The sequence below is a fragment of the Rhizobium glycinendophyticum genome, from assembly GCF_006443685.1.
Classification (GTDB): domain Bacteria; phylum Pseudomonadota; class Alphaproteobacteria; order Rhizobiales; family Rhizobiaceae; genus Allorhizobium; species Allorhizobium glycinendophyticum.
The window spans coordinates 43,633-67,402 of sequence record NZ_VFYP01000002.1 but is presented as its reverse complement, the minus strand read 5'-3'; the positions used below and the strand labels follow the sequence as shown (position 1 = coordinate 67,402).

The window sequence follows — 23,770 nt, the reverse complement described above, 5'->3', positions numbered from 1 at the left end:
GAAATAGAGCCTATGTTGACATTTCAAGCTCCAGCGATTTCTTGAGAGAATGCAATCACTTCCGGCCCTTCTGCGAGCTGCACGATTTCTCCTTGGCTATAACCAAAGTCATGTTGAGACCTCGTGCAAGCTAACTGGCCGATTCCTAATCACTTTGGAGAACGGTACGCGGCAGCGGCTGCCAAGCGCAGCTTTGACAGTAAAAGCCTTTTACGAAGTACACGGGGTAGAGTTTCTTGATCCAACAGACGGATACGGTGCTGGAATCCGATGGAAGTCACCAGACAAGGCAGACGCGTTTGGTGGGCAAGCTTTTCGCGCCGCGCGAGGTCTGGCCGACCTTTCACAAGAGAAATTGGCCGAGCAAGCTCAAATTGGACGAAAATTTATAGCTTTACTCGAACGGGGAGAATTGAAATCGATAAACCTGGACACTTTGAAAAAACTTGAGCTTTGCCTCAATGGCCTGAATGTCGAGATCACGAAGGGGAATTCATCTCACGGAGCAGGAACGCGTTGGATCAACAACCTGTTTGGGTAGTAGCTTGGACGTCACGGTAAGGGCTCAGATATCCGAGTATTCTGGCTTCCGTGGCGAAACTAAAGACACCGAGCCTACAAACCTTCGCCCGATTTGACGTACCGTTTGACGGTCGACAGCGACACATCTAAAGCGATTGCAATAGACGCTAGTGAACTCCCAGCAGCCCTTAGAGCAAGCGCCTTCTGGACCAAAGAGCTAGGTGCAGGTGACTGTTTTTTAAACGAAAAACTCCAAAATTTTTCGGGGTTCGCTTTTATATCACTCGCGGTGCACCAAGACATTTTCAGCGTGCCGCTTATCGGTGGATGGATCTGCGATCTTTGATATCCGATGTTGCCAGGGTCGTGGCCATTCGATCTCCGCACATCTGTGCCTGGGGCTGGCAGGTTGCTGGCTAATATTTCCAAGCGAAGAAACAGAGCCGCCGGCGGTCGCTGATCGACAGCCGGCGGTTTCTTGCATTCTGCCAACGCGGTTCGTGGAAATGGTGACTAGACCAGCGCGGTATCCTCTACGACAAAGTCGAGATAGGTGATGGCGAGATTTTTCGAGATGGTGGCGAACTGAACGGCGGCGAGGCCGCCTGCGCCGTCAGCGTCGTAGAACAGGGTGCCGGCGGTCTTGTCGTAGATGATGTGATCATTTGCATCGAGCGCCTGCGTGCCCACGACGAATTCCGCGGCTGACAGCTGGCCTGTGGCAAGGGCGGAGAAGATCGTCTTATCGAGCACGATCGTGTCATCCACCACCTTGAAATCCTTGACCGCGTCGACGTTCGACGAGGAGAGCGCGGTGGAGAAAACGAAGCTGTCCTTGCCATTGCCGCCAGTCAGCGAATCCTTGCCGAGACCACCGTCCAGGCGGTCATCGCCATTGTTGCCGGTCAATGTGTTGGATGCGGCATTGCCGACCAACACGTTGTTGAATTCATTGCCCTTGAGCGAGACGGAGGAGGTGCCGGTCGCCTTGACATATTCCACCTCGGAGCCAGCCTGCAGCGTGAAGGACGAGGTGGTCAGGACGCGGTCGTATCCCTCGCCGACGACCTCGATCACCTTGTCGCCCGAAGCATCCACGTAATAGGTGTCGTTGCCGGCATGGCCATACATCGTGTCGGAGCCCTTCAGGCCGTCGATCGTGTCGTCGCCGGACCCGCCATGCAGAATATTGCTGCTGTTGTTCCCGGTGATGACCTGACCGGAGGGGGAGGTGACGGAGATGGTGAAGCTTTGGGCGGCACTCTCCGCGCCGAGCGCATCGACCACCTTGTACTGGAAGGTGAAATCACCGGTCGCGCCGGAGGCTGGTGTATAGGAGAAGGTGCCATTGGGATTGAGCGTCAACCCACTGAGTCCGCTGACGAGCGCGTAGCTGATGGCATCGCCCTCGATATCCGCGCCGCTCGGCAGGGCCCCAGCAATAACGGTGTTCGCCAAGCCCGAGGCGGCATTGCCAGCGGCCGCTGCCGTAGGCGCGTCATTGACGGGAACCACGGTGATGACGAAGGCCTGTGTGGCGCTTGTGGCGCCCGAGGGATCGCGGACGGCATAATTGAAGGAAACAGCGCCATTGAAATTGGCGACCGGCACATAGGAGAATGTGCCGTTGGCATTCAGCGTCAGGCCAGGGACCGTCCCGACCTGGACGTAGGTAAGCGTATCGCCGTCCCAATCGGTCCCTGCCGGGATCGTGCCGGTGATCGTTGTGTCCTCGTTACCCGAAGCGGTGTTGCCGGCGGCCGCTGCCATCGGGGTGTCATTGACCGGATTAACCGTGATGGTGAAGGTTTGAGCAGCACTCTGCGCCCCCTTCGCATCGACGACCACATAATTGAAGGTGACCGGGCCATTGGCGTTGCTGCCGGGCTGATAGGAGAAACTGCCATTGGAATTCAGCGTCAGGCCGGCAAGCGTTCCGACCTGGACATAGCTCAACGCATCATTTTCACCGTCGCTGCCGGCCGGTACGGAGCCGATAATCAGCGTGTCCTCGTTGCCGCTCGCGGTGTTGCCGGTGGCAGATGCGACGGGCGGCGTGTTCTGCGGGATCACCACATCGGTGGCGAAGCCATAATCTTGTGCGACAAAAGCGGATTCGCCGATCGGCGTCTTGATGCGGAAGGTTTCGGTATAGCTGCCGTCCTGGACCATCCAGTTGCCGCCGCCCAGATCAACCAGCACGGCTGCCGACGAAAAACCGGTGAAGACGATCGAATCGCCGAGCCCATCGCCCTTGCCCGTGAAGTCTTCAATCACGTCGCCGGCGAATTCACCCTTGCGTAGAATGAATGTGTCGTTGCCACTGTCGCCATAAAGCTGGTCGGCACCCAATCCGCCTTCGATAAAGTCGTCACCATCCATACCGTGGATCTTGTTGATCCCGTCATTACCCTTCAGCACGTTGGACAATTCGTTGCCGGTGGCGTCGCGGCTGAGATTGCCGGTCAGTGTCAGGTTCTCGAGATTGGCGCCGAGAACATAGGTGAGCGAACTCAGGACGGTGTCAAATCCCTGGTTTGCAAGCTCGTTAATCACGTCGCCGGTGTGGTCAACGACATAGGTGTCGTTGCCCTTGCCGCCGGTCATGATATCGGCACCACCCTTGCCATCGAGAACGTTGTTGCCATCATTGCCGATCAAGGTGTTGGCGGAGGCATTGCCGGTGCCGTCAAGATTGCCGGTGCCGAGCAGGATCAGTTTTTCCACCTCGGCAGAGAGGGTGTAGCTGACAGTGCTGTAGACCGTGTCATAGCCGCCGGCACCCGCATGGTCCTTTTCGACGATCGCGTCGCCGACATTGTCGACGAAATAGGTGTCGTTACCGTCGCCACCCTGCATGATATCGGCGCCGAGGCCGCCGTCCAGGATGTCGGCGCCTCCCAGACCTTCCAATTCGTTGTTCAGATTATTGCCGACAATTTCGTTGGCGAGATCGTTGCCGGTGCCGCGGATGGCATTGCCGGTCAGATAAAGATTTTCGACGTTGGCGGCGAGCGTATGGTTGAGCGAGGCAATGACCGTGTCGTTACCCGCATTGGGCTGCTCGGTCACAACATCGAGCGAATGGTTGACGATGTAGATGTCATCGCCGCCGAGGCCGGCAAAGTTATCGCCGCTCGCGGTGCCGTAAAAGATGTCGGGACCTTCTGTGGCCGAGTGCGGCGGGATGAAGATGTCGCCGCTGACTTCCCCCGTGACGGTATTGCCGTAAACAATGGTGCCGGACGGATTGTCGGCGGTCGAATTGGTCGATTCCTCGCGTATGCCGTAACGCGCGCGAATTACTCCATCCGCATAGATCAGGTTATCATAGATCTTCGTATCTTCGGAATAGTATATCCTTGGCGGATTTACAGTATCGTCTACCCGCAGGCGGATATTGATTTCGTCGTAGACGCCAGCGCTTTCCTGGGAGTTGTTGAAGATCGTGCTGTCGTGGATTGTCGTATTGGTCGCACCTTCAATCCGGATGCCTTGACGCATGTTGTCGTGAACGCTGGCACCGATCACGGTGACGCTGTCCGAGAGCTTGATGAGAATGCCCTCACGCTCGTTGCTGTAATACTCGCCGCCGATGACGGTAATGTTCGTTGGCCAGGGAATATCATTCTGCCCCTCCGGGAAGATATCAGCCCGCTGGGTGACAAGGCCGGCGCCGCCATTGTCATAGGCAATATTGTTTTCCAGTGTGATGTCGTGGCTGCTCGTGGTGATATTAAAGCCATGACGGTCGTTGTCGTAGGCAATATTGTTTCTGTAGAGCCCGTTCACGACGTAATCGGCAACGAAACCATCCTTGCCATTGCCGTGCGAGATACAGTCTTCGACGACCAAATCATACGTAATTTCATGCGGATTGATGCCATAGGCATTGCAATTCATGACCTCAACACCGCGGATCGTGATGTCCTGATGGATGAGGCCGGTCTCCTCCTTCACGCCCGTGATGATGCCAGCCTGGTGTTCTGTGTTGTTTGCCCGGTTGCCGTCGATCGTCAGATTCTCAATGACCACATTGCTGACGTTTTCGTCGACGGGCGTGCGGACCATGCCGTTGATACGGGTGTCGAAGTGGTCGACCAACTTGAGTACCGTTTCACCAATGCCGGCGCCGCTCAGGGTGACGTTGGAGCGGACTTCGATGCAGCCGTCCGAGGAATTTGCGGGGTTTCCCGTCATCAAGAAGGTGCCGGCGGGGATATAGACGGTACCGCCACCCGCCGCATAGGCCGCATCAATTGCTGCCTGAATGGCTGCACTGTCGACCGTGTCGTCGTCGGGGGTTGCGCCATAATCCAATACATTAAAAATCGCCATGTTTTCCCCATCGCCCTCAGGGCCGTTACCTCTCAATTCCTTCGAGTGTAAAAGCGGTAACTGGGAAAGGATATAAATGCAGATCAACGATGGCTGGTTTTATTTGGTCCAAGCCGAGTATTATTTAGCCCTATTCGAGGTCAGGGATATTTCACGTCGCCGGTCGTGCGCATATCATTGAAGTGGGGCGGAGCGACCGCAACCGCCTCAAGATGCCGGCGGGAGGGGGGGCGTTGGCGAAGCCCTGTGCGCGTCGCGAAATCACGGGCGCTGTCTTCCCCGCGAGAGACCAGACGGTAGAGCCTGTCGAGGCGGTCTTCGCAGGGCAGGGCGATTGCACCCGCCGCAGACAGGCGGATGGCGAGCCCTGCCAAGGCACTATAGGCATAGAGGTGATATTCATAGGCGCGCTCGGCGCGGGCGAGTTCCAGCGGCAGATATCCCTGCTCATCGATCTGGCAGGCGCCAATGGTAAATGCCTCCCTAGACCAAGCCTGCATGTCCTTGTCGCCCAGGATCTCGGCGATCTCGGCTACGGCGATGCCTGCCCAATAGCGGTGGTTGTTGCGGCGGGCTGTCGCCCCCGCCTTGCCATCATAATAGGCCATGGTCTGGCGAGCGAGCGTTTCCAACCAAGTACGGACTTCGACTTCGCCACGCAGATCCTGGCCACGGGCCTGCAGCATCATCACGACACCGGCGATGTCAGAGGTGAAGCGGTCTCGGCTCAGATTGGCATCCGACGTCGCCATCTCGGTCAGGGCGCCGATTACGGCCCAGTGGCGCAGCGTGGCGATTGTGCAGGTGGCGGTCCGGTTGATCTGGTCGGGGCTGCCGTTGCGGCGAGTTGCCACCACAAGCGAGCGGATGGCACTTGCCACCGGCATCAGCTGGTCCTCCCGGCGTTGGCGGGCAGCCGGATCGATCACCGACTTAGAGGCGAATGACTGATCGTATTTCGAAGTGGTCTCCAGCCGACGAGGCAGATCGGGCATCGGAAGGCAGCCACCATCGGAAGGGGGCACTGACGTTTGCAGTGGGCTGCCGAACGGTTCCCCGGTTGTCCGAGGAATATCCACCGGTTGGCCGATGGCCTGCCCAGCCATGACCAGCACAGCGCCGAGGCACACGGAGATTCGGCGCGCGGTTTGCCTTGCCAACAGGAAACTCCAGAACGAATTTCATGCTGGTATAAAGATGAAGGCTTACCCCACACTTAATCCCATAGTGGACGATGGACTATTCTTGGCGTTGCCAGATCCTGAATGGATCAGTTTTTGCCTGTTTCGATGATCAAGCGAGCATCGGCGACAGTCAGCGGGCCGAATTTCTTTGCGGCCTGTGCGGCAAACTTGTTGCCGCCTGCAGCAGATAGGACCAGATAGGCCCTAGCGAGATCATGCTGACCCGTGTCGCTGGCATCGCCAAGCAGAACAAGCGCTAACTGGTACTGTACTTCCGGATCGCCAGCGCGAGCGGCGACTTCCATGAAGGTCAGACCCTTTGCGCGCATTTCGTCCGATGTGGTTGCGCCGAAGACATAATGAGTGCCAAGCGCCAGGTTTGCCCATGGGACGCCGGCCCGCGCCTTTTCCTCGAGAAAGGCTAAAATGTGATCCGACAGAGGAGACTGGCTGATGGCGAGCAGACGCCCGAGTGCTTCATAGGCATCCGGATTGTTGGCGATCGCCGCCTGCTCGTAGAGATCGACGGCCTTTGCCCGTTCGGTTTCGGTCGCTTTCTCCTCGTAATGCCGGGCTAGCAGGATCTGGGCGCGCACGTCGCCTTTCTCGGCCAATGGCTCAAGCCAATCAAGCAGCTTCTCGTCGCCGTTCGCCATGGCGCCAGCAAGGGTCTGGTAAGCGCTGGCGGCATTCAGCTGGCCGCTCTTATCATTCGACACGGCCCGTTCCAGCCAATAGAGGGCCAGTTCCGGCTCTTCACGCCCGGGATGCATGAGGGCCTTGCTGATCTCCAGCATTTTGCGGCTGCGCTGGTCCGGAGGCAATTTGGCGAGCAGTTGGTTGGCGCGCTTTGTATTGCGCTGGACGCCCCAACCGAGGGCATAGGCGAGGGCTGCATTTTTGGCGGCGCCGAGATTGCCCTTCGCGCCGCCCTTTGCATACCAGTTCGCTGCTTCCTTGGGCTTTTTTGGGCCGCCGATGCCATATTGGAGCAGGATCCCATAGGCGTTGGCCGCAGCGCTCGACCCGCGCAAGGCCTCGCTGCGCAAGAGCGGCCGAATCTGAGCCGCGGACTTGAACGAGCGCGGCCCGATGCGGATGATGGCGCGGGCAACTTCCCGCACCGCGACACGGTTGCCGCGCAGGGCCGCCGGCAGGTTGTTACGCAGCAAGGTCTCGGCACCGGCCGCAAAACTAACACTCGCCACGGGAGCGCCCAGTGCAACGGAGAAACCGAGGCCGAGCACCAGACCTATGCGTGTCAGACGCGAGCCGGTGCGACGAATGGGCTGCGACAGCAGCGCGAACACAGCCTGAAACTTACTGAACAAAACCATTTTCAAGTGCCTTCTGGTGCCAGGTTTTTGCGGATTTCGCATCGGATTCGACGCCGAACCCGAGGTCGAGGGCGAGAGCGTATTGGAACATGGCTTCCGCATCGCCTTCTTCCGCGGCCATACGGGTCCACTGGGTGCTCTTGGCTGCCGAAACCTGTCCATCCAGGCCCGACGCATGGAAGCGGGCGAGGATCTTCATCGCCGCGACATCCTTCCGGGCGGCGGCTTCTTCAAGCAAGTGGATGCCTTCGTCGCGGTCGGCCCCGGTGCGGGTGGCCAGCAACATGCCCAGGCTGCGCAAGGCCGTGACGTTGCCGGCTATGGCTACAGATTTCAAGGCTTGGAGGGCATTCGCATCTGCGCCGCCACTCGCAAGACGAGCAAGCTCCGGGACGGCGGTCTGCTCGTCCGCCAAGGCTGCGCGGCGATACCAGTCGATGGCCTCAAGGTGCCGGTCTCCGAGCTTGCCGCCGTCGTAAAGTCGAGCGAGCGCCAGACTCGCCTTTCCGTAGCCGGCTTCGGCGCTCTTCAAAAGAAGACGGGCGGCGCGTTCCGTATCGTCCGTTGCCTGCGGCGTGATTGCCATGACCGCCTGGGCGAGCGCAAAGATCTGGCGGGGCGAGCGGGTCGTGGCCACTCGCTCTGCCGTGGCCAGAGCGGCAGATGCAGCGTCTTGGTTGCCGAGCAGTCGATAAAGCCGCGCCTTTTGCGCCAGCGTGTCGCCATCGCAGAGAAGGACATTTTCGAGGCTGGCGGTAACGCGCGTCAGTACTGCTCGATCCGTCGGCAGGGTGGAAAGAGCTTCGGAATTGCCTTGTTCCGCTGCACGTATCAGCCACTCGGTTGCCTGTGCGGCAGTGGCCTTGTCCGCAGCCAGCAGGTGAGCGAGCATCAGCATGGCGTCGGCATTGCCGGCAGTCGCCGCGCGTTCCAACCGCTGGCGCGCTTCCGGATCGATTGAGGTGATGCTGCCGGATTTCAGCCGATCGCGCACGATCTCGACATCGGCGGCCGGGTCGAAGCTCGCGGTGAGTGTCTGCAGGAGAGCAGTGCTGCGCCCGGCATCTTCTCCGAGGCGACCGTTGCGAAGCGCCTGATACAGCGCAAGACGACCGGCAATGATGCCCTCACCAGGGGCGCCGGCTGCGTCTATCAGTTCCGCGGCGACCTTGGCTTCCCTCCCGGCTTGTTCAGCCTCGCGGAGTATAGCGGCGGCTCGCTCGATCATGGCGATACGGTCGCCGAGACTGGCCGCCTTTTCGAACAGTGTGGCCGCCTGCGCCTTGTTGCCAACATCAAGGGACAGGCGGGCCAGTTTGCGCAGGGCGAGTGGATTGCCTGCAGAGGCGGCCTTGCGCAGCAGTGCCGGCTGGTCGAAGCCGGTTTCTTGCCGGCAGGCGGCGATGTCGGCGAGCGTGGTCGTGACCAGCGCTGAACCAGTCGCCTCGGCCTTTTGGAGATGGGTGACGGCCTGCTCGATCCCTGCACCCGATTTCAACAAATAGCGACCATAAATGGCTTCGGCGTCGGCCGTTCCGTATGCCAGAATGCGCTCGTAGATTGCCTTTGCTTTCTGTAAATCGGGAGCGGTGCCCTGACCGGACAGCATCGCATTCCCCAAAATGTCCAGCGTAAAGATCGAAACATCCGACCGCGCGGTGGCTTGATCCAGGACCTGCTGCAGCGCGCGGAAATCAGCCTTGGCGTTGAAGTCACCGCGATAGAAGCGAGCGGCCAACAGGAAGGCATTGGGATCGCCATTGGCCATGGCCAGTTGAAGCCGGTGGCGGACGTCCTGCGTGTCAAGACCTGCGATGAGGTCCTGTTCGGCCAGGGCGGCAAGGCCGGCGACCGATCCGGCTTCGACCGCCCGGGACCAATATCGGCGCGCAGCTTCGGGCTGTGCTTCCACGCCGCGCCCCGTGGCGTAGGCGCGGGCGAGTTTTTCAAGGGCGTTGCGGTGGCCAGCCTTTGCTGCCACCTCGAACCAGGCTACGGCGCGCTGGGCCCCGTCCGGGAGGTTTTTGTCGACAAGGAACTGGCCAAATTCGGCCGCCACGGCACAGTCGCCCGAAGCGAGCGCGGTCTGCAGGTTGATCGTCCCGAGATTGGCGAAATGTGCGGCGGCCTCTTCAAACGGTGCGGGCAGCGCGCCGTTTGCATAAAGTGCGGAGAGTTCGAAGGCGGCCATCGGCTCGCCAAATCCCGCGGCGATCCCCAGGTAACGGGGCGCGTCCGGCAAAGGAAGACCGGGGAGCTCGCCCTCAGCAATCAAACGTCCGAGGGACAGAGCGGCATCTGTTTCCTGAGACGCGGTGGCTTCGACGAGCAGGTCCGCAGCGCGTTTGCGATCTTGCGGCCCTGCCCGGTCATCGAGCAGCAGCAGAGCCAATCGCCGCCGCGCCCCGAGTGCAGGGCCCGTGCCCTGGGAGACTAGCATTTCCAGCATGCGCCGTGCGAGCGGCAAATCGCGCGTGACTTCGCTGCCGCCGTCGATGAAGCGGATGGCATCGGCAAAGACCTGCTGTTGAGAGACGGGAACCGGGCCGCCGGTCCAGCCACGCCAGTCGAAGGCGAGCGGCGCCGGGACATCGGGCTTGCGGCAGATGCGCCCGTAATCGAGCGCCGGAGGCGCCGCCGGATAAAGGGCCTCTGTGGCCTGGGATACGGCATGGCTGCGCTCGCCAAGGCTGGCCGCCGCCAGGACCGCGGTTGCGAGCACCATTCCGAAGCGGCGGATACGAAATCCTTGCATATGCTGTCCTCCAGTCGCGTTGCTTGCATGCAGTCATTTCATCGAGGCAGCCCCTGCGGGCCGCCATGTGCCCGTTCTTCAGTCTGCGGTGTCGGAGACGATCGCGGCATCCTCGGCCTTCGCGCCGTCACGAACCGCCTTCAGAGTGCGGGCGGCGAGCAGATTTCCGGACCGTGCCGAACGATCAAACCAGATCGAGGCCTGTTCCACGTCCTTCTCGACCCATTCGCCGGTCAGATATGCGAGGCCGAGCTGATAGGCGGCGTTGGGATGATTGCGTTCCGCCGCTTTTTGCAGCCAGGCAATGGCCTGACGTGTATCGCTCTCTGCCTGGGGACGCAGAGCAAAGACGCGGGAGATCTCATACATGGCGGCGGTATTGCCGGCATTGGCCGCGCGCTCCAGCCAGCCAAGGCCCGCCTCGCGCGACTGGCTGAGTCCGTAGCCGTTCAACAGCATGTGGCCCAGGGCCGCCATTGCTTCCTTGTCTCCGGAATGGGCAGCCGCATACATGCGGCTGGCGGCGGCATCCGGCCGGATCGCCGGCCCGAACCCATTGAGATAATATTCGCCGAGGGCGCGCTCGGCTGCTGAGGAACCCCGGGCCGCCTGGGCATTGAGGAGTGCTACGGCTTTGGCGGGATTGCGACCGTCGGAGGAGAAGGCGAGCCAATCTGCCTCCAGCAATGTGGCTTTCGGCATGCGCATGCCGTTCTCTCTGCGCACATCGCCGACCAGCGACGCCGCCTTGCGAGCATCACGCTCGACGCCGATGCCGAGCATGTATGCGCGCGCAAGCAAGAGGCGGGCTTCGGGATCCTTCGGATTGTCATCGAGAATTTGCTGCAGCATCGCGATGGCGGCCGGGACCTTGTCGCGCTGCATGACAGATGACAGGTAACTCGACGCGAGTGCGGTGCGGGCATACTGGGAACCGCTCGCTGCCGCCTTTTCAAGCATCGAAATGGCCGCAGCCGTCTGTTCGGGCGTAACTGCCGTAGCTGATTTCAACCTCCCCAGAGCCACGAGGTCTGCGGGCTCCAGCTCATCTTCCCGGAGGCCGGACAGAAGGGTGTCCGCTTGCTGGAGGTGGCTGGGAATGCCGCTGGAAATGAGCAGGGATGCAAGAGCAATCCTGTCATTCGGCGCCTGAATGGCGGATTTTGCCCGTTCCAGTGTGATCCCGTCCAAGTTATCCTGGCGCAGGTGTGCCTGAACCATGGCCAGACCGCCGCGCGGATCTCCGGCATCGATCTCGCCGAGATAGAAACGATCAGCTTCTTGCCGTTCGCCGGGATCGCGCGAGGCGGCCTGCATTTCGGCCAATTCCCAGCCTGCGCGTTCGACGGCATGCTCACTGGCCTGAATGAACCAGCGTTTCGCAAAGCTGTCGCTGCGTGCCAGTTGATCGCCTTGGCGGTACAGCTGGCCGAGCCGCAGCATGGCTTGACCGACATTGTCGTCCGCTGCCTTGAACAGCAGGCGTATCGCTTCGTTGCGACTGAGAACGGCTTCCGACATCCGCCTATCCAGAGCCAGGCTGGCAATGGTGAAATTGGAAAACCCGACGCTGACGAAGGGGGTTTTTCGCAGGCTTACAATAAGGGCGCGGGCGATAGCGTCGGGCAGGGGGCGTCCATTCGCTTCAAGCCAGGCATTGTAGGCGAGCGCAGCGACGCTGCGACCGTTCAGGGCCTGTTTTTCCAACAGCGGCAGAAGAGCCTTGCCAATCACCTCGGAGTCGGTCGAGTGCCAGTTGTGATCGGCGAGATTGGCCAAGGCGTCCGGATCGTCGGCGATCGGTTCGAGGGCTGCCATGATCAGCTTTTCGCGCTCCTCGGGCGCCCCCTTGAAGGCCAGTGCAATCTTCAGGTCCAGGTTCGATAATTCGACCGAGGCCGTGCGCACATTGGCTTCGCTCGCGCGCTGCAGCCACCACCGGGCTTCGGCGTTTGATACCGGCATGTTCGTCTCGGTCATCGCCGCGCGACCAAGTGCCAGGGCCGCATTGCGCCCGCCAGCGCGGGCGGCCTGACGGAAGAGATCGGCGGCGCGGACCGGATCTGACTCGACATTGAGCCCCAGAAGATACTGTTCCGCCAGTTGCTCGACGGCTCCTACCGGATCGTTTTGAGCCGCCTGTTTAAGCCATTTCATGGCCGTATGCGGATCACGATCGGTCAGAAGACCATCTGCGTAAAAATGGAACAGCGAAAGCGAGGCCGCGGCCTGCCCCTCTTCGGCACGCTGGGTGAGACGGGTGAGGACCGCCTGTTTAAGCGTGTCACCCACCGGGACCCCGGCCGCGACGAGGTCCCTCACGGCTCCGGCGCTTCCGAGCATTGCAGCCGCTTCAAGCCTCGGGATAGCCTGCTCCAGAGGCATGTGGCGGTTTTCCATCGCATCAATGGCGAGCAGATAAGTCGCATCCCCGTTGCCCTCGAGTGCCAGTGCCTGCAGCGCAGGTTCTATCGCGGAAAAGCCTTGGCCGCCCGAGGCGCGCATCAGCAGTCGCCCGAGAGAGACGATGACGGCGGGCGAGCTGTCACCGAGCTCCATCGCTCGGCGATAGGCGGCGATCGCAGCGTTGCGATCGGCCTTGCGGATCGGGTTGTCGGCGCTGAAGATCAGGCCGTCGCGATAGAGATCGCCCAGTTGCCGCTGATCCTGGGGCATCGTGCTGTGGGAGAGCGTCGCCACCAAAGCTTGCTCCGCGGCGAAGCGAGCGGCGAAATCGGTTTCCTCGGCGGCAACTGCGGACTGAAGCAGGCCGAGGATGGCGAGACCAACGGCGAAGATTTGTGCAAGGCCTGTCATGGCTGCCCCCAGAAACATGTCGAATTTCCACCAATGAATTCATCAATCAGAGGCCGTCGTGCCACGATCTGCCGCGAAAAGAGGTCCTTCAGCCTATCGAAGGCGAGGCCGTGACCGGAAAGAATGGCCGCCTCGGCCCAGCCCATGTAGTGGCGTCCGTGACCACGGGTCTCAAGGAAGCCGAGTTCCAGCTGATGGAAGTCTTTTTCAGGCCCGGGAATGTGGTTTTCGGCTGAATAGACGGCGACCAGGATCGGCGAGGCTATGCCGTTGAGAAGCGCGCCGAGCAAGGTGGCGTAAGAGCGCCCTTCGGGCGAGGTGCGGCCGTAGAGATCAAAGCCCTGACCGCGTGCCGTCTCGGCCATGACGGTCAGGCTTGAGAGTGTCTGGCGCTGATACCAAAGGGCACGAGCGCCCCGCCTTGCCTCCAGGGCCAGGGTTCCATCCGGCCTGACATCGTCAAGAACGGTTTCGTATCTGGCGAGACCCTTTTCCATCATGGCTTTGTTACCGGTCTGGGCGCCCCAGACGGCAAGCACACTGTCGGCCAAGACCCGGTGGTTGTTATGGTCGACGTCCCCATCGAAGGTGTGGTCGATCTTGCGGACCAGGCCATCGATCCAGGCGCGCAGGCGGCCCTCCCGTTCGGCCTCCATGCCGGGCTCGAGAATGGCATAGGCGACGCTCAGCGGCAGCAATTGCCGCTTCAGCGCATAATAGGCATCGTTGATCTCTTCCGTTTCGGTGAAGGCTGCGGCGGCTGCCCAGCGGTCAAGCAGATCGCTCAGGCGGCTGCGAGCACCGGCGTCGCCGGCGAGAGCACGACCGGAGAGCACCATCACAGCCCAAGAGAAATCCTCAGCCGAGGTGTCGGAGCCGTAACCTTCGGTAGTTGCGAGCCTGCGGATCGGTTTCAGCGTCTCCCAGGCAGGATCGATGGCGATCGCGAGGCACAGCGCGCGAATGTCTCTGTAGGCGTCGGTCTGAAGGGCGTTGGCCCGGCTCTTGACGTCGAAGAGGCCTGCCCAGCCCGATGCCATCGCCGGAAGCGCAAGGCCCAGCAAAAGGCAGGCCGCAATCACGAGCGAAAAGAGCCTAGCCATCCCGTGCCGCCTCGCCGATCGCGGCCGGTGCCGGGGACAGCATCATCCCGGTGCAGATGTTGCGCTTACGCGGCGGATGCGGCCATTCGCCGAACCTGCAGCTTTGTACTGGCTCTTCCGGCTCACAGCTATTGTCGGTGAGGAGAGCCGATGTCTCGCGCAGGCGCAGCAGGAAGGGGGATAGTTGGCGCAGGTCTCCAGCGAAGATGTTGTCGCGCTGGCGCCGATACATGTTGCCGTCGAGCTGAAGTTGGGCAGCGCCCGCAACATTGATGGCGTCTGCGTTCTCGGAGAAGGCATTGCCGCTGATGACGGCCGTGACCAGTGTCTGGTAGGGGTCGAGCTCGAAATTCCGGGTCTTGCCTTCCGGCGACTGACGCAGGTCGGCGACATAAATGTCGGCGCCGCTTTGCGTGTTGGCCTCTACGCGATTGTCGTAAATGCCGACATCGGCGCTGTTGCGGATCTTGATGCCGGCGCGACGGTTGCGACTGAGGTCGTTGGCCGCAGCGATGTTGCAGCCGCTTTCGTAGAAGGTGAGGCCGTCACCCTCGTTTGCGACCGCCGTGTTGGCATAGACGATGTTGCGGACACTGGTGCGGTCGAGCATGATGCCCGAGCCTCTGTTGTGAACGGAAACATTGCCGACGATGAAACTGTCGTCGACTTCGCGCGAGACGATGATCCCGTGCTTTTTCTGCGAGCCATAGGCGGTGTTGAGCGCAATCAGCAGGTGACGCGACCGGTCATGCGGGTCGATGCCGTATATGATGTTGTCGCGATATTCGTTGCCGATGACGCGGACATGATCGACCTCGTAGCTGTAATAGCCATAGCGCAGGTTCTCGAAGCTGTTGTCGACGATGTTGCCCGTAGGGCGATTGTCGTCGAAGGCATAGAGCGACTGCACGGCGGCGCCGCTGGACTGGGTAAGGCCGAAGGCCTTGCTGCTGTCGTAGCCCAACATGGCGAGGCGACTGCCGGCGATCTGGATGTCGCTGCCGCCCCAGGCGGTGATGAATGGACGGAAATTCGCCCGTGTCTTGTCGGTTGCAACGGCCGGGCGGGCGGCAATCTCGTCATAGCCGATGATTTCGGCATCCTGGACGACGAGGCGTCCGGCAACGGCGATGAAGGTGCCGGATTGGGCGCCGAGCTTGTACTGGCTGAATTCCGCGCCTGACATCAGCAGCGTTGCACCGGGCAGTACGATGATGGGAACGCGGACCAGAAGGGTGTCGCCCTCAACGGACAGAAGGCGGCGCGCGGTGGTTTCCGGGAGGTCGCGCAGGAGAGTGCCGAGTGTCACGACACCCTTTTCGACGGCGATGTAACGCGGCCATGTCATCTGCTGGGAGATCTGGACCTGATGGATGGCAGCCTCGCCACCGGTGCTCAGCTTGAAAGCCTCCAGGCTGAAGGGACTGAAGCCGAGAATTGCGAGATGGCCTACGCCCCCGGCCGGGGCGGGGACGCGGCTCCGCAGCATGGCTGCATCATGCTCGAAAATGTTCGGCATCCGAATGCCGGGGAGTGCCCTCGTCGAGGGCGCCGGGGCGACAATCTGATGGCGGCCGATGGCAAAATCGGCCGGTTGTCCCGCTGCAGCAGGCGTGGTCACCGCCAAGGGATCGATCTGAGGATCGCTCAGCCATCCCTTGACGTCGAGCGTTATTGCCCGGGCTTCAGCCATCCGGCGCAGGGCCGGGACGCGGGCCTGCCAAGGGAGGCCGGCGACGCTGGAGACGAAGGTCTCGACCTCTCCGGTTTTCTCGAAGTTTGCATAGGCCAAATCCGCACGCAGGGTCGCCGCGAGATCGGCCGGCAGGCGGGGCAGCCGGCGTTCTGCCGGTTCCAAAGCGCCCTGCTTCACCAGGAGATCGGCGATTTCGCTTTCGGCCTCTTTGCGGGCGCCTTGGTCGCCGATGGCGTCGAGCAGGCTGTCAGCACGGGCGAGCTCGCCAATTCGGGCGAAGGCGATGGCAATTTCCGCACGGCTGTCGTCGACGTCCCTGCCGTTGGCGAGGAGGGCAACCGCTTCTTCCAGGATTTCCCGGGCGGAGGCCTTGCCCTGGGTGGCGAGCGCGATCTCGATCAGGATGCGGCAGCGGGTTTCGTCACCGGCGGCCTGGACCAGAAAATCGCGAGCAAGGCCCATGTCGCCCTTCTCGACGGCATGCTCGGCGAGCGCCTCGAGAACCCGATCTCGATCCGCCCCCGGGTCGATCTTGACGAGACTTGCTGTCGCCTCCTGCGTGTTGCCGCGTTTGACGAAGGCACGGGCAATGGCAGAGCGGGCATAGCTCTGATCTTCCCGACGCGAGATTTCCGCCAGCAGTTCGTTTGCGTCGTCCAGCCGGTCGTCATCAGCGAAACCTTTGACCAGGCGAGACATGGCGAGGGACCGTTCGTTGCCTTCCGGCAGCGCGCGGGCGAGGGTTTGCGCTGGCCCGAATTCCGCGAAGGCCGCCAATGCCGCGACGAGGTTCGCCGTGGCATTGGGGTCATCGAGTTTCAGGGCGACATCCTGAAGCAGGATCTCGCGGCCGGCTTCGACATAACCCTGACGGCGGAGATTCTTGGCGATCGCAATATCGGCATCGACACGCGCCTTGGCCGTCAAAAGCAGGGGAACGATTTCGCGAGCGCGCAAAGCCTTGCTGCGGTCGATCCGGACGTCGATGAGTTGGCGCAGCGCCTTGTTCTGATCACGGTCACGGGACATGGATTTTGCCGTGCGCAGTGCGAGCGCATCGTCGCGCTTGTCGAGCGCCAGGCGCAGGATGTTGTCTAGGAACTCGACGCGGACATCCTCATCGCGGTCCAGTGCCTGGGTAAGCACAAGGGCGCGTGCGCCATTCTTGGCGGTGAGCGCTGCTTCGATAAGCGGCGTCAGTGCATCTCTGGACGGGTTGAGCATGCCTTCCGCGGCCAGCGCATCGAGGGCGACCCTCTGATATAGTTCGGCACGGGTGCGGGCGAGGACGACGGAATTGGTGGCTATCTCAAGAATGCCTTCAGGCAGCTTGCCACGCGGAAAAACCAAGACTGCGGCCCGCAGGGCACCGTCGCGTGTCGCATCCCGGTCGATGCCGCGTGCGTCCTCAATGGCGAGTGTCGCCAGACGTTCGGCCTCCTCCCCCTGTTCGGTGCGGACATGGGCTGCGGCGAGCGCGCTCCAGCCTGCTGAGCGGTAAGCCGGATCCCTGATGGCCTCCATTGCGGCTTTGGCGTCTAGGTCCGCCTGAAGGCCGGCATCGCCGGGGCCGATGAGTGCTGCCAAGGCCTCGACGAGGCTGAGGCGAAGGACATCGGGGAGGATGGCCTGCGCAGCGAGGTCCACCAAGGCTTTCTTCGCTCCGGCATCAGCCGGATCATCGCGCCCCAGCCCCTCCAGAACACCGATTGCGTCTACCGCCTCGTTCAGCAGGCGGACACGCGCCTGAGGGTTTCGCTCGGAATCCAGCTTCACAATACCCTCGGTTACGATGGTGCGTGCCATGTCCACTTCACTCTCGATGGACGCGGAGGCTGGTGCGGCAAAGGCCAGGTAACCCGTGAGCAAGAGGAGGCACAGGCGGGTTCCGCCGGGGCAAAGGGTGAGCGTGGCCATCAGCCCACCTTCCTTTGCTGGGCAAGGCTTCCTGCCTCTTCCACGGCGCGCGTGACGCTCAGCATCAGGGTTGCAGTCTGCTCGCCGGGATTGCGCAGGACGAGTTTCTGGGGCGCTCGGAGATCAAGGCCAAAACCCTGTGTCAGGACTGTTTCAGCACCCGGCTCGCCGAGCACAGCCTCGCCGGACAACATCACGATGCTGACCGAGGCCGGTGTTTCCTCCCGTTCCAGGTCCAGCATGGCGCCCGGCAGGATGTCGATGCGTTCGACACGGAAACCCGGTCCCTCTTCAAGCAGGCGGCGGCTTCCGCCGGACTGCTGGCGAAGGAGGTGGCTGTCAGCGGCGGGATGGCCGAGCTTCGCCAGATGCTGGGCGACAAACTTCACATCCTGTGACTGTGCGCGCGAGGCGACGAGCAGGACATCGTCCGTATCGACGACGACGATGTTGGAGAGGCCGATAACGGAGATCAGGCGGCGCGAACCGCTGATGTAGCTGCGGCGGACGTCGCGCAGCAGGACGTCGCCTTTAAGAACATTTTCCTCCGCGTTGCGCTGGCCAGTTTCCCAGAGCGCTTCGAAGGAGCCGAGGTCATTCCATTCCGGCGAGACCGGGAGAACGCCGAGCCGGGATGAATGCTCCATAACAGCGTGGTCAATGGAAATTTCCGGTGATGCGGTAAAAGTCTGCGACAGGCGCAGGCTGTTGTCCGAGCGGCTTGCCTCGGCGATACTGGCATCGACTGCGGCGAGGACCTCTGGTGCGTGACCAGCCAATTCCGCAAGGATGGTATCGGCGCGGAACATGAATATACCGCTGTTCCAGGTGTGGCGGCCATCTGCGACGAGGCGGGAGGCAAGGTCGAAGTGCGGCTTTTCGACGAAGCTGAGCACTTTCAGCACGGCGCCTGCGCCGTCGGCTTCGGCTTCGATATAGCCGAAGCCCGTTTCGGGTGCCGTCGGCCGGATACCGAAAAGAGCGATCCCACCCTGCTGCACGAAGGGCAGGGCGGCGCGATAGGCATCCTGCAGGCGGTCTGAGCGACCGATGCGGTGGTCGCTCGGCACCACCAGCAGAACGGCGTCGGGATCTTCGGCCACCATGACCCTTGCTGCGGCGGCAATGGCGGGCGCCGTGGAGCGCATTGCGGGTTCGACGAGCACGAGCGGACGTCCGGCAGGATGGTCAATCTGCTGCAGTTCGAACTGAACGCGGGGTTCCTGCAGCGCATTGACGAGCACCGTGGCGCGCCCAAACTCTTCGTCACGGAAGCGGGCCAGCGTGTCCTGGAACAGTGAACGCTCACCCCCCAGGGTCTGGAACTGCTTGGGCTCCAGACGGCGGGAGAGGGGCCAAAGCCGCGTACCCGAGCCGCCGCAGAGAATGACAGGACGAATTGGGGTCATGGCGTGATCTCCTCAGCCACCGCCTGCGCGGCTGTTTCAGCGCCGAATGCGGCGGCAGCGGTGTGAACGAGGCGGCCGATGGTGCTCTCGGAGAAGAGATCGAAGCGGACTTCCACCGGCTGACCGATCATGTCGGTCGACAGGGTTTTTTTCGGTGCGATGAGCACGGTCAGCGGATCGCGCGGGAGATCCGACTGCGATCCGCCCTTGCCGGGAAGCCAGAGGATTTCGGCATCGCCGACCTGGGTGCCGTCGGGATAGACGAGCGAGGCTGTCTTCACGCCGTAGAGGCTCATCAGCTTGTTATCGCTGACGGCTGCCGAGACGACGATCGGGGCATCGGCGCGCATCAGCCGGACGACAGGATCCCCTGTGCGGACAAAATCGCCGCTGGCAAAGCGCTGTTCGGTCTGCACGCAGTCGCAGGGTGATTCTACCGTGATGGGGTCGCCGACAGCCGGATTGACGGTGATCAGCGGTTCGCCGAAGGCGAGTTGCGCCTTCTCATTCAGGAAGGTGATGCGGCCGACAGCCGGGGCGGCGACATTGACCGTCTTTGCGGCAATGCTCGCGCTTTCCGGACGCACGACATATAATTCGTCGTAAACATTCGCCGACAGGAAGGCGACAAGGGCTGCACCTATGGCGGCAACACCTGCGGTGGCCGCCACACGGCGGCCCAATTGGGCAATGCGGCCTCCGGTCGACAGGCGCGGCGGTGCGGGCACCTGCTTGGAGCGGACCATGTCGGTGCGGCGAGCAACATCAAGCACATCGCCGGCTCTCACAACCTCACCTGCGATGATGGCATCGGTCATGTAGCTCAAGAGACTGATCTGGCTGTCCTCCAGTGCGCTGAAGACCAGGCTGGTGCGGCCCTCGCCATCGGTTGCATAGAGCACCTCTGAGGGGACGTGCGTCAAACTGAAGTGATAGCCACTGAAGGGGATGGTAAGGTGCGCCATTACCTTCTTTCCGGCCGGCAAACCCTTGGCGTTGATGGCGAAGCCATTCATCGACCAGTCGTGCACGTCGTATTCCCGCCCGTCGATCGTGGCCTTCATCGGGAGCCTGTAGCGGGGGTGCTGACGCTGCAGTTCAGCTTCGTAAGATATGCCTCTCATGATCGAGACTCCGTTTCGTGTTCAAAGACGGGACATGGTGGTGATGCCAATCATCACGCTGCAGGCGGTGATCAGCGCGAGAATGCTGACCGACTGGTAGAGCTTGGATTCAAACTTGCGGTAGCTGACGAGCCAACTGCGGTCTGCCTTGGCCAGTGTCGTGTTCTGGCGGGTCCACTTCTGCCGATCGAGATGGAAGAAGATGAAGACCTTCATCGCCGAGCCGAAGATCTGGTTGAAATAAAGCAGCAGAGGCGCAACGACGGAGATCTGGCGGCGGGCCGTGAAGAGCGAAAGTGTGATTGCGTAGCGGGATGCCAGGATCCAGACGCCATAAACCAGGATGGTGAAGGGCGAGATCAGCAGGGTGGCAAGGATGGCGCTGGTCGCACCGATCAGACAGGTCCACATGGACATTCGCTGATCGAGGATCGCCCACCATACGAAGTAGCCGATCCGGCGCGGGCCGAGCGCAAGCGCGCGGCGGTTGGTGCGCAGCATATTGCCATACCAGCGAACCATCAGCATGGCGGCGGAACCGAAGAAGCTCTCCGTCGGCGGATCCTCGATGGTCTTGATCATAACGTCGGGCAGATAGAGCATCTGGTAGCCGTTGCGCAGCAGCCAGAACCAGCTCGACTTGTCGTCCCCGGTCAAAAACTTGAAGCGACCGAGCCTGGGGTGGTCGATAAAATCCACTTCGACCTGGGCGACGAAGTCCGGATTGCAGATGATCGAGGCGCGGAACATGGACATGCGCCCCGTCAGCGTCAGGACCCGGCGCGAGAGGCCCATTGACGACATCAGGATGTGGCGCTGGGCAAAACGCAAAGCATACCACTGCTGGAAGATCCATTTCCCGCGCACCTCGGCAAACTCATCCGTGGTGAGCGCGCCGACCTTCGGATCGTGGAAGAAAGGGGCACATTTTTCGACGAGGTCGTCGGGGACGACGCTGTCGCCATCAATCACCGCGACCATGGCATCCGGGGCGGGGAAGAGGCGGGCGATGGCGCGAAATCCCGAGGCGAGTGCATCGCGCTTGCCGCTGCCATCGATCCGCACGATCACGAGATCGACCGGATCCGTGTCGGCCACCATTGCGGCGTAGAGTTTCTTGATGATGCGCTGATCCGAGAGATCGACGATCGATGCGACCACGGTCGCAGGCCCTGGCGCCTTGAGTGCGGCTGCGAAGGCGGCACGGTACACTTCGATCGTCGTTTCCGTTGGAATGCGGAAGCTGGTGACCAGGAAATAGGAGGCAAAGCCCTTCCGCTTTTCGGCCATTGCCGCACGTTTCATGCGTGGATAGACATGAGCGCGGTAGAGGGTGCCGCGCAGGAAGTGGAGGATGCCCCAGCCATAGCGCCAGGCGCCGATCAGGCCGATGGCCAGCCCGGTCTTGCTGTCAATGATGGCATAGGCCTGGCTGGGCAGCGACGTCGCTGCCACAGCTATGCCGAGCACCATCAGGACATGTGCGACCGGGCTGTAGGTGAAGTCACCAGCAGATGCCATGATAATTGCCTTCACTGCGCAGCGTCTTGTCGACGCGGACCAGGTCGATGATGTGGGTCTCGGGTTTGACCCGCTTCAGTGATCCGTTCATTTCGGCCCGGTTTCCAACGACGATGACGTCGGAGTCAGACAAGACCGATTCGATGTCCTCGTTGAGCAGTTCGGCCAGATGCGGCAGGCGGGCACTGACGAAGCTCGCATTGGCACCGGTGAGACGGTTCATCCGAATGTTCGGATCGAAGATCTTGATCTGGTACCCGCGGCCGTAAAGGCGTTCGGCGAGCTCGACCAGCGGACTTTCGCGCAGATCATCGGTATCCGGCTTGAAGCTCAGGCCGACGATGCCGACCTTGCGGCTGCCCTGGTTGGCGATCAGGCTGTAGGCGCGATTGATCTGCACCTCGTTGGCCGAGAGCGTCGCTTCAAGCAGTGGGGCCGGGGTGCCCTGGCGACGCGACATGCTGATCAGGGCGCGCAGATCCTTGGGCAAGCAGGAACCGCCGAAGGCGAAGCCCGGGGTGAGATAGGCCTTGGAAATGTTCAGCCGGTCGTCGGCGCAGAGAATGTCGAGGGCGACGTGACTGTCGATGCCGGCCTTGCTCAGGATGTTGCCGATCTCGTTGGAGAAGCTGATCTTGAGCGCATGCCAGGCATTGTTGGTGTATTTGATACCCTCGGCGGTCTTGATGTCGACGACGAATTTCGGCCGGTTGATCGGGGCATGGATCGCTTCAAGCCGGTCCAGAGTGAATTTGTCGGACGCGCCGAACACAATGACTCCGGGATCGTAGTAGTCTTTAATTGCCGTGCTTTCGCGCAGGAATTCCGGCAGATAAGCGATGCCAAAATCTTCGGAGGCCTTCATCCCGGATGCGGCTTCAAGTGCTGGGATGACAATGCCCTCCGTGGTGCCGGGCAGGCAAGTTGAGCGCACGACGACCGAATGGAACGTGTTCTTCAGCTTGATTGCTGCGCCAATGTCTTCGGCGACGCGCTTGAGATATTCCGTGTTGAGGTTGCCATCTGGGAGGGACGGAGTGCCGACGCAGATCAGCGACAGGTCGGTTGCTGCGATAGCGGCTGCGGCGTCTTGCGTCGCGGTCAGCCTGCCGGAGGCAACGCCATCGCGAATGATTTCCTCCAGACCCGGTTCAATAATGGGCGACTTCCCGGCCATCAGCGGGCCGATCTTGTTGGGATCCGGATCGACCGCCGTAACGTGGTGGCCCTCCTTCACCAGGCATGCGGCTGATACTGCGCCGACATAGCCGGCACCAAATATACTGATCTTCATGCTCAGCTCCTTTGTATAGAGCCTGAACTAAGCAAATATAAATGACAATCACATCAACATTTGTTAAGTAAAACTCAAATTTATTGGCGATTAATTTTACGCCCGCAAATATTTACCGCGAGGAAACGGTCCTCGCAGTGCATCTTTACAATCTCCGAGTTCGTCAAGACAGGCGCGCCTGGAAGCGCCGATTCAGGCAAAGGCCAGCCCTCAATGCGTCAGGCTGCAGCGACCAATTCCTCGCCCAGCTTCTCCAGCTTGGAGATGCTGTTGACCAGAATTCCGCCTCGGCTGGTGGCGATGATACCGCGTTTCCCCATGTCCCCGATGATGCGGTTGAAATGGATATGGGTCAGGCCGATTGCATCCGCCAAGAGGGATTGCGTGACGGGAATGAAGACGGGTCCGGCTTGACCGCCGGCGACCGACAGCCTGAGCGACAGCTCCTTGAGCAGCATGATGACGCGGGCGCGCGCATCGCTGCGCCCCAGGCTGGTGATATGGTTGCGCATGATTGCGTTCTGCTCTTCCGCCAGGGTCCAGAGAGCCTGGTTGAGGCCCACGACGCTGTTGCTGAGGCCGATCAGGCTCTCGCAGTCAAAGCGGTCGATGCGAACTGCTGTTACGGCAGCGATGCCATGATCCATCACGGTTGGATAAATATGCGGGTTGCAGATGTCGCCTGCGGCAAGAAACATGATGACCTGTCGGCTGCCGTCAGGCAGAAGGCGGTAGCGCATGGCCAGACCGTGT

General features: G+C 61.3%; 14 protein-coding genes. 1 reads left to right on the top strand and 13 read right to left on the bottom strand.

The genetic code is table 11. The features are described 5' to 3' along the window. Positions 1-49 precede the first annotated feature (49 nt). Positions 50-541, top strand: a complete 492-nt coding sequence (locus FJQ55_RS14925) for a helix-turn-helix domain-containing protein (RefSeq protein ID WP_140829397.1) — start codon at positions 50-52, stop codon at positions 539-541. 74 nt (positions 542-615) lie between these two features. Here the strand turns inward: FJQ55_RS14925 and FJQ55_RS24000 are convergent, their stop codons facing one another. The 13 genes from FJQ55_RS24000 to FJQ55_RS14865 all read right to left on the bottom strand — a co-directional run bounded on the left by FJQ55_RS24000 (position 616) and on the right by FJQ55_RS14865 (position 23,757). Next, positions 616-825 carry a helix-turn-helix domain-containing protein gene (locus FJQ55_RS24000; RefSeq protein WP_425467546.1) on the bottom strand — a complete coding sequence of 70 codons (210 nt, stop codon included), beginning with the start codon at positions 823-825 and terminating at the stop codon, positions 616-618. A 210-nt stretch (positions 826-1,035) separates the two neighbouring features. Next, complete coding sequence (locus FJQ55_RS14920) at positions 1,036-4,860, bottom strand: tandem-95 repeat protein (protein ID WP_140829395.1); 3,825 nt, start codon at positions 4,858-4,860, stop codon at positions 1,036-1,038. Positions 4,861-5,000: 140 nt separating this feature from the next. Beyond that, complete coding sequence (locus FJQ55_RS14915; RefSeq protein WP_161596990.1) at positions 5,001-5,855, bottom strand: alginate lyase family protein; 855 nt, start codon at positions 5,853-5,855, stop codon at positions 5,001-5,003. 275 nt (positions 5,856-6,130) lie between these two features. Beyond that, positions 6,131-7,381: a tetratricopeptide repeat protein gene (locus tag FJQ55_RS14910; protein ID WP_140829392.1), complete on the bottom strand. Its 1,251-nt coding sequence runs from the start codon at positions 7,379-7,381 to the stop codon at positions 6,131-6,133. Continuing rightward, positions 7,365-10,136: a tetratricopeptide repeat protein gene (locus FJQ55_RS14905; protein WP_140829390.1), complete on the bottom strand. Its 2,772-nt coding sequence runs from the start codon at positions 10,134-10,136 to the stop codon at positions 7,365-7,367. Before FJQ55_RS14905 ends, FJQ55_RS14910 begins: the two co-directional genes overlap by 17 nt. A gap of 78 nt (positions 10,137-10,214) precedes the next feature. Next, positions 10,215-12,971: a tetratricopeptide repeat protein gene (locus FJQ55_RS14900; RefSeq protein ID WP_140829389.1), complete on the bottom strand. Its 2,757-nt coding sequence runs from the start codon at positions 12,969-12,971 to the stop codon at positions 10,215-10,217. Beyond that, positions 12,950-14,056, bottom strand: a complete 1,107-nt coding sequence (locus FJQ55_RS14895) for an alginate lyase family protein (RefSeq protein ID WP_140829388.1) — start codon at positions 14,054-14,056, stop codon at positions 12,950-12,952. The genes FJQ55_RS14900 and FJQ55_RS14895 overlap by 22 nt, the downstream gene beginning before the upstream one ends. Beyond that, a complete protein-coding gene (locus tag FJQ55_RS14890) occupies positions 14,049-17,669 on the bottom strand; it encodes a NosD domain-containing protein (protein WP_140829387.1) in 3,621 nt (1,206 codons plus the stop codon). The genes FJQ55_RS14895 and FJQ55_RS14890 overlap by 8 nt, the downstream gene beginning before the upstream one ends. Beyond that, positions 17,669-19,078 (bottom strand): mannose-1-phosphate guanylyltransferase/mannose-6-phosphate isomerase, encoded by a 1,410-nt coding sequence (locus FJQ55_RS14885; RefSeq protein WP_140829385.1) that lies wholly within the window; start codon positions 19,076-19,078, stop codon positions 17,669-17,671. The genes FJQ55_RS14890 and FJQ55_RS14885 overlap by 1 nt, the downstream gene beginning before the upstream one ends. After that, a complete protein-coding gene (locus FJQ55_RS14880) occupies positions 19,075-20,202 on the bottom strand; it encodes a PilZ domain-containing protein (protein WP_140829384.1) in 1,128 nt (375 codons plus the stop codon). Before FJQ55_RS14880 ends, FJQ55_RS14885 begins: the two co-directional genes overlap by 4 nt. A gap of 21 nt (positions 20,203-20,223) precedes the next feature. Next, complete coding sequence (locus FJQ55_RS14875; RefSeq protein WP_246085152.1) at positions 20,224-21,723, bottom strand: glycosyltransferase; 1,500 nt, start codon at positions 21,721-21,723, stop codon at positions 20,224-20,226. After that, on the bottom strand, positions 21,707-23,017 hold the full coding sequence (locus FJQ55_RS14870) for a nucleotide sugar dehydrogenase (RefSeq protein ID WP_140829383.1): 1,311 nt from the start codon (positions 23,015-23,017) through the stop codon (positions 21,707-21,709). The genes FJQ55_RS14875 and FJQ55_RS14870 overlap by 17 nt, the downstream gene beginning before the upstream one ends. Positions 23,018-23,235: 218 nt before the next feature. Further along, on the bottom strand, positions 23,236-23,757 hold the full coding sequence (locus FJQ55_RS14865) for a Crp/Fnr family transcriptional regulator (RefSeq protein WP_161596988.1): 522 nt from the start codon (positions 23,755-23,757) through the stop codon (positions 23,236-23,238). Positions 23,758-23,770 lie beyond the last annotated feature (13 nt).

Excerpts from the sequence above, each read along its gene's own strand:
- FJQ55_RS14870 (WP_140829383.1), bottom strand. The coding sequence starts at position 23,017 with ATGAAGATCAGTATATTTGGTGCCGGCTATGTCGGCGCAGTATCAGCC.
- FJQ55_RS14910 (WP_140829392.1), bottom strand. The coding sequence starts at position 7,381 with ATGGTTTTGTTCAGTAAGTTTCAGGCTGTGTTCGCGCTGCTGTCGCAG.
- FJQ55_RS14865 (WP_161596988.1), bottom strand. The coding sequence starts at position 23,757 with ATGCGCTACCGCCTTCTGCCTGACGGCAGCCGACAGGTCATCATGTTT.
- FJQ55_RS14905 (WP_140829390.1), bottom strand. The coding sequence starts at position 10,136 with ATGCAAGGATTTCGTATCCGCCGCTTCGGAATGGTGCTCGCAACCGCG.
- FJQ55_RS14880 (WP_140829384.1), bottom strand. The coding sequence starts at position 20,202 with ATGAGAGGCATATCTTACGAAGCTGAACTGCAGCGTCAGCACCCCCGC.
- FJQ55_RS14920 (WP_140829395.1), bottom strand. The coding sequence starts at position 4,860 with ATGGCGATTTTTAATGTATTGGATTATGGCGCAACCCCCGACGACGAC.
- FJQ55_RS24000 (WP_425467546.1), bottom strand. The coding sequence starts at position 825 with ATGTCTTGGTGCACCGCGAGTGATATAAAAGCGAACCCCGAAAAATTT.
- FJQ55_RS14925 (WP_140829397.1), top strand. The coding sequence starts at position 50 with ATGCAATCACTTCCGGCCCTTCTGCGAGCTGCACGATTTCTCCTTGGC.
- FJQ55_RS14890 (WP_140829387.1), bottom strand. The coding sequence starts at position 17,669 with ATGGCCACGCTCACCCTTTGCCCCGGCGGAACCCGCCTGTGCCTCCTC.
- FJQ55_RS14900 (WP_140829389.1), bottom strand. The coding sequence starts at position 12,971 with ATGTTTCTGGGGGCAGCCATGACAGGCCTTGCACAAATCTTCGCCGTT.
- FJQ55_RS14885 (WP_140829385.1), bottom strand. The coding sequence starts at position 19,078 with ATGACCCCAATTCGTCCTGTCATTCTCTGCGGCGGCTCGGGTACGCGG.
- FJQ55_RS14875 (WP_246085152.1), bottom strand. The coding sequence starts at position 21,723 with ATGGCATCTGCTGGTGACTTCACCTACAGCCCGGTCGCACATGTCCTG.
- FJQ55_RS14895 (WP_140829388.1), bottom strand. The coding sequence starts at position 14,056 with ATGGCTAGGCTCTTTTCGCTCGTGATTGCGGCCTGCCTTTTGCTGGGC.
- FJQ55_RS14915 (WP_161596990.1), bottom strand. The coding sequence starts at position 5,855 with ATGCCCGATCTGCCTCGTCGGCTGGAGACCACTTCGAAATACGATCAG.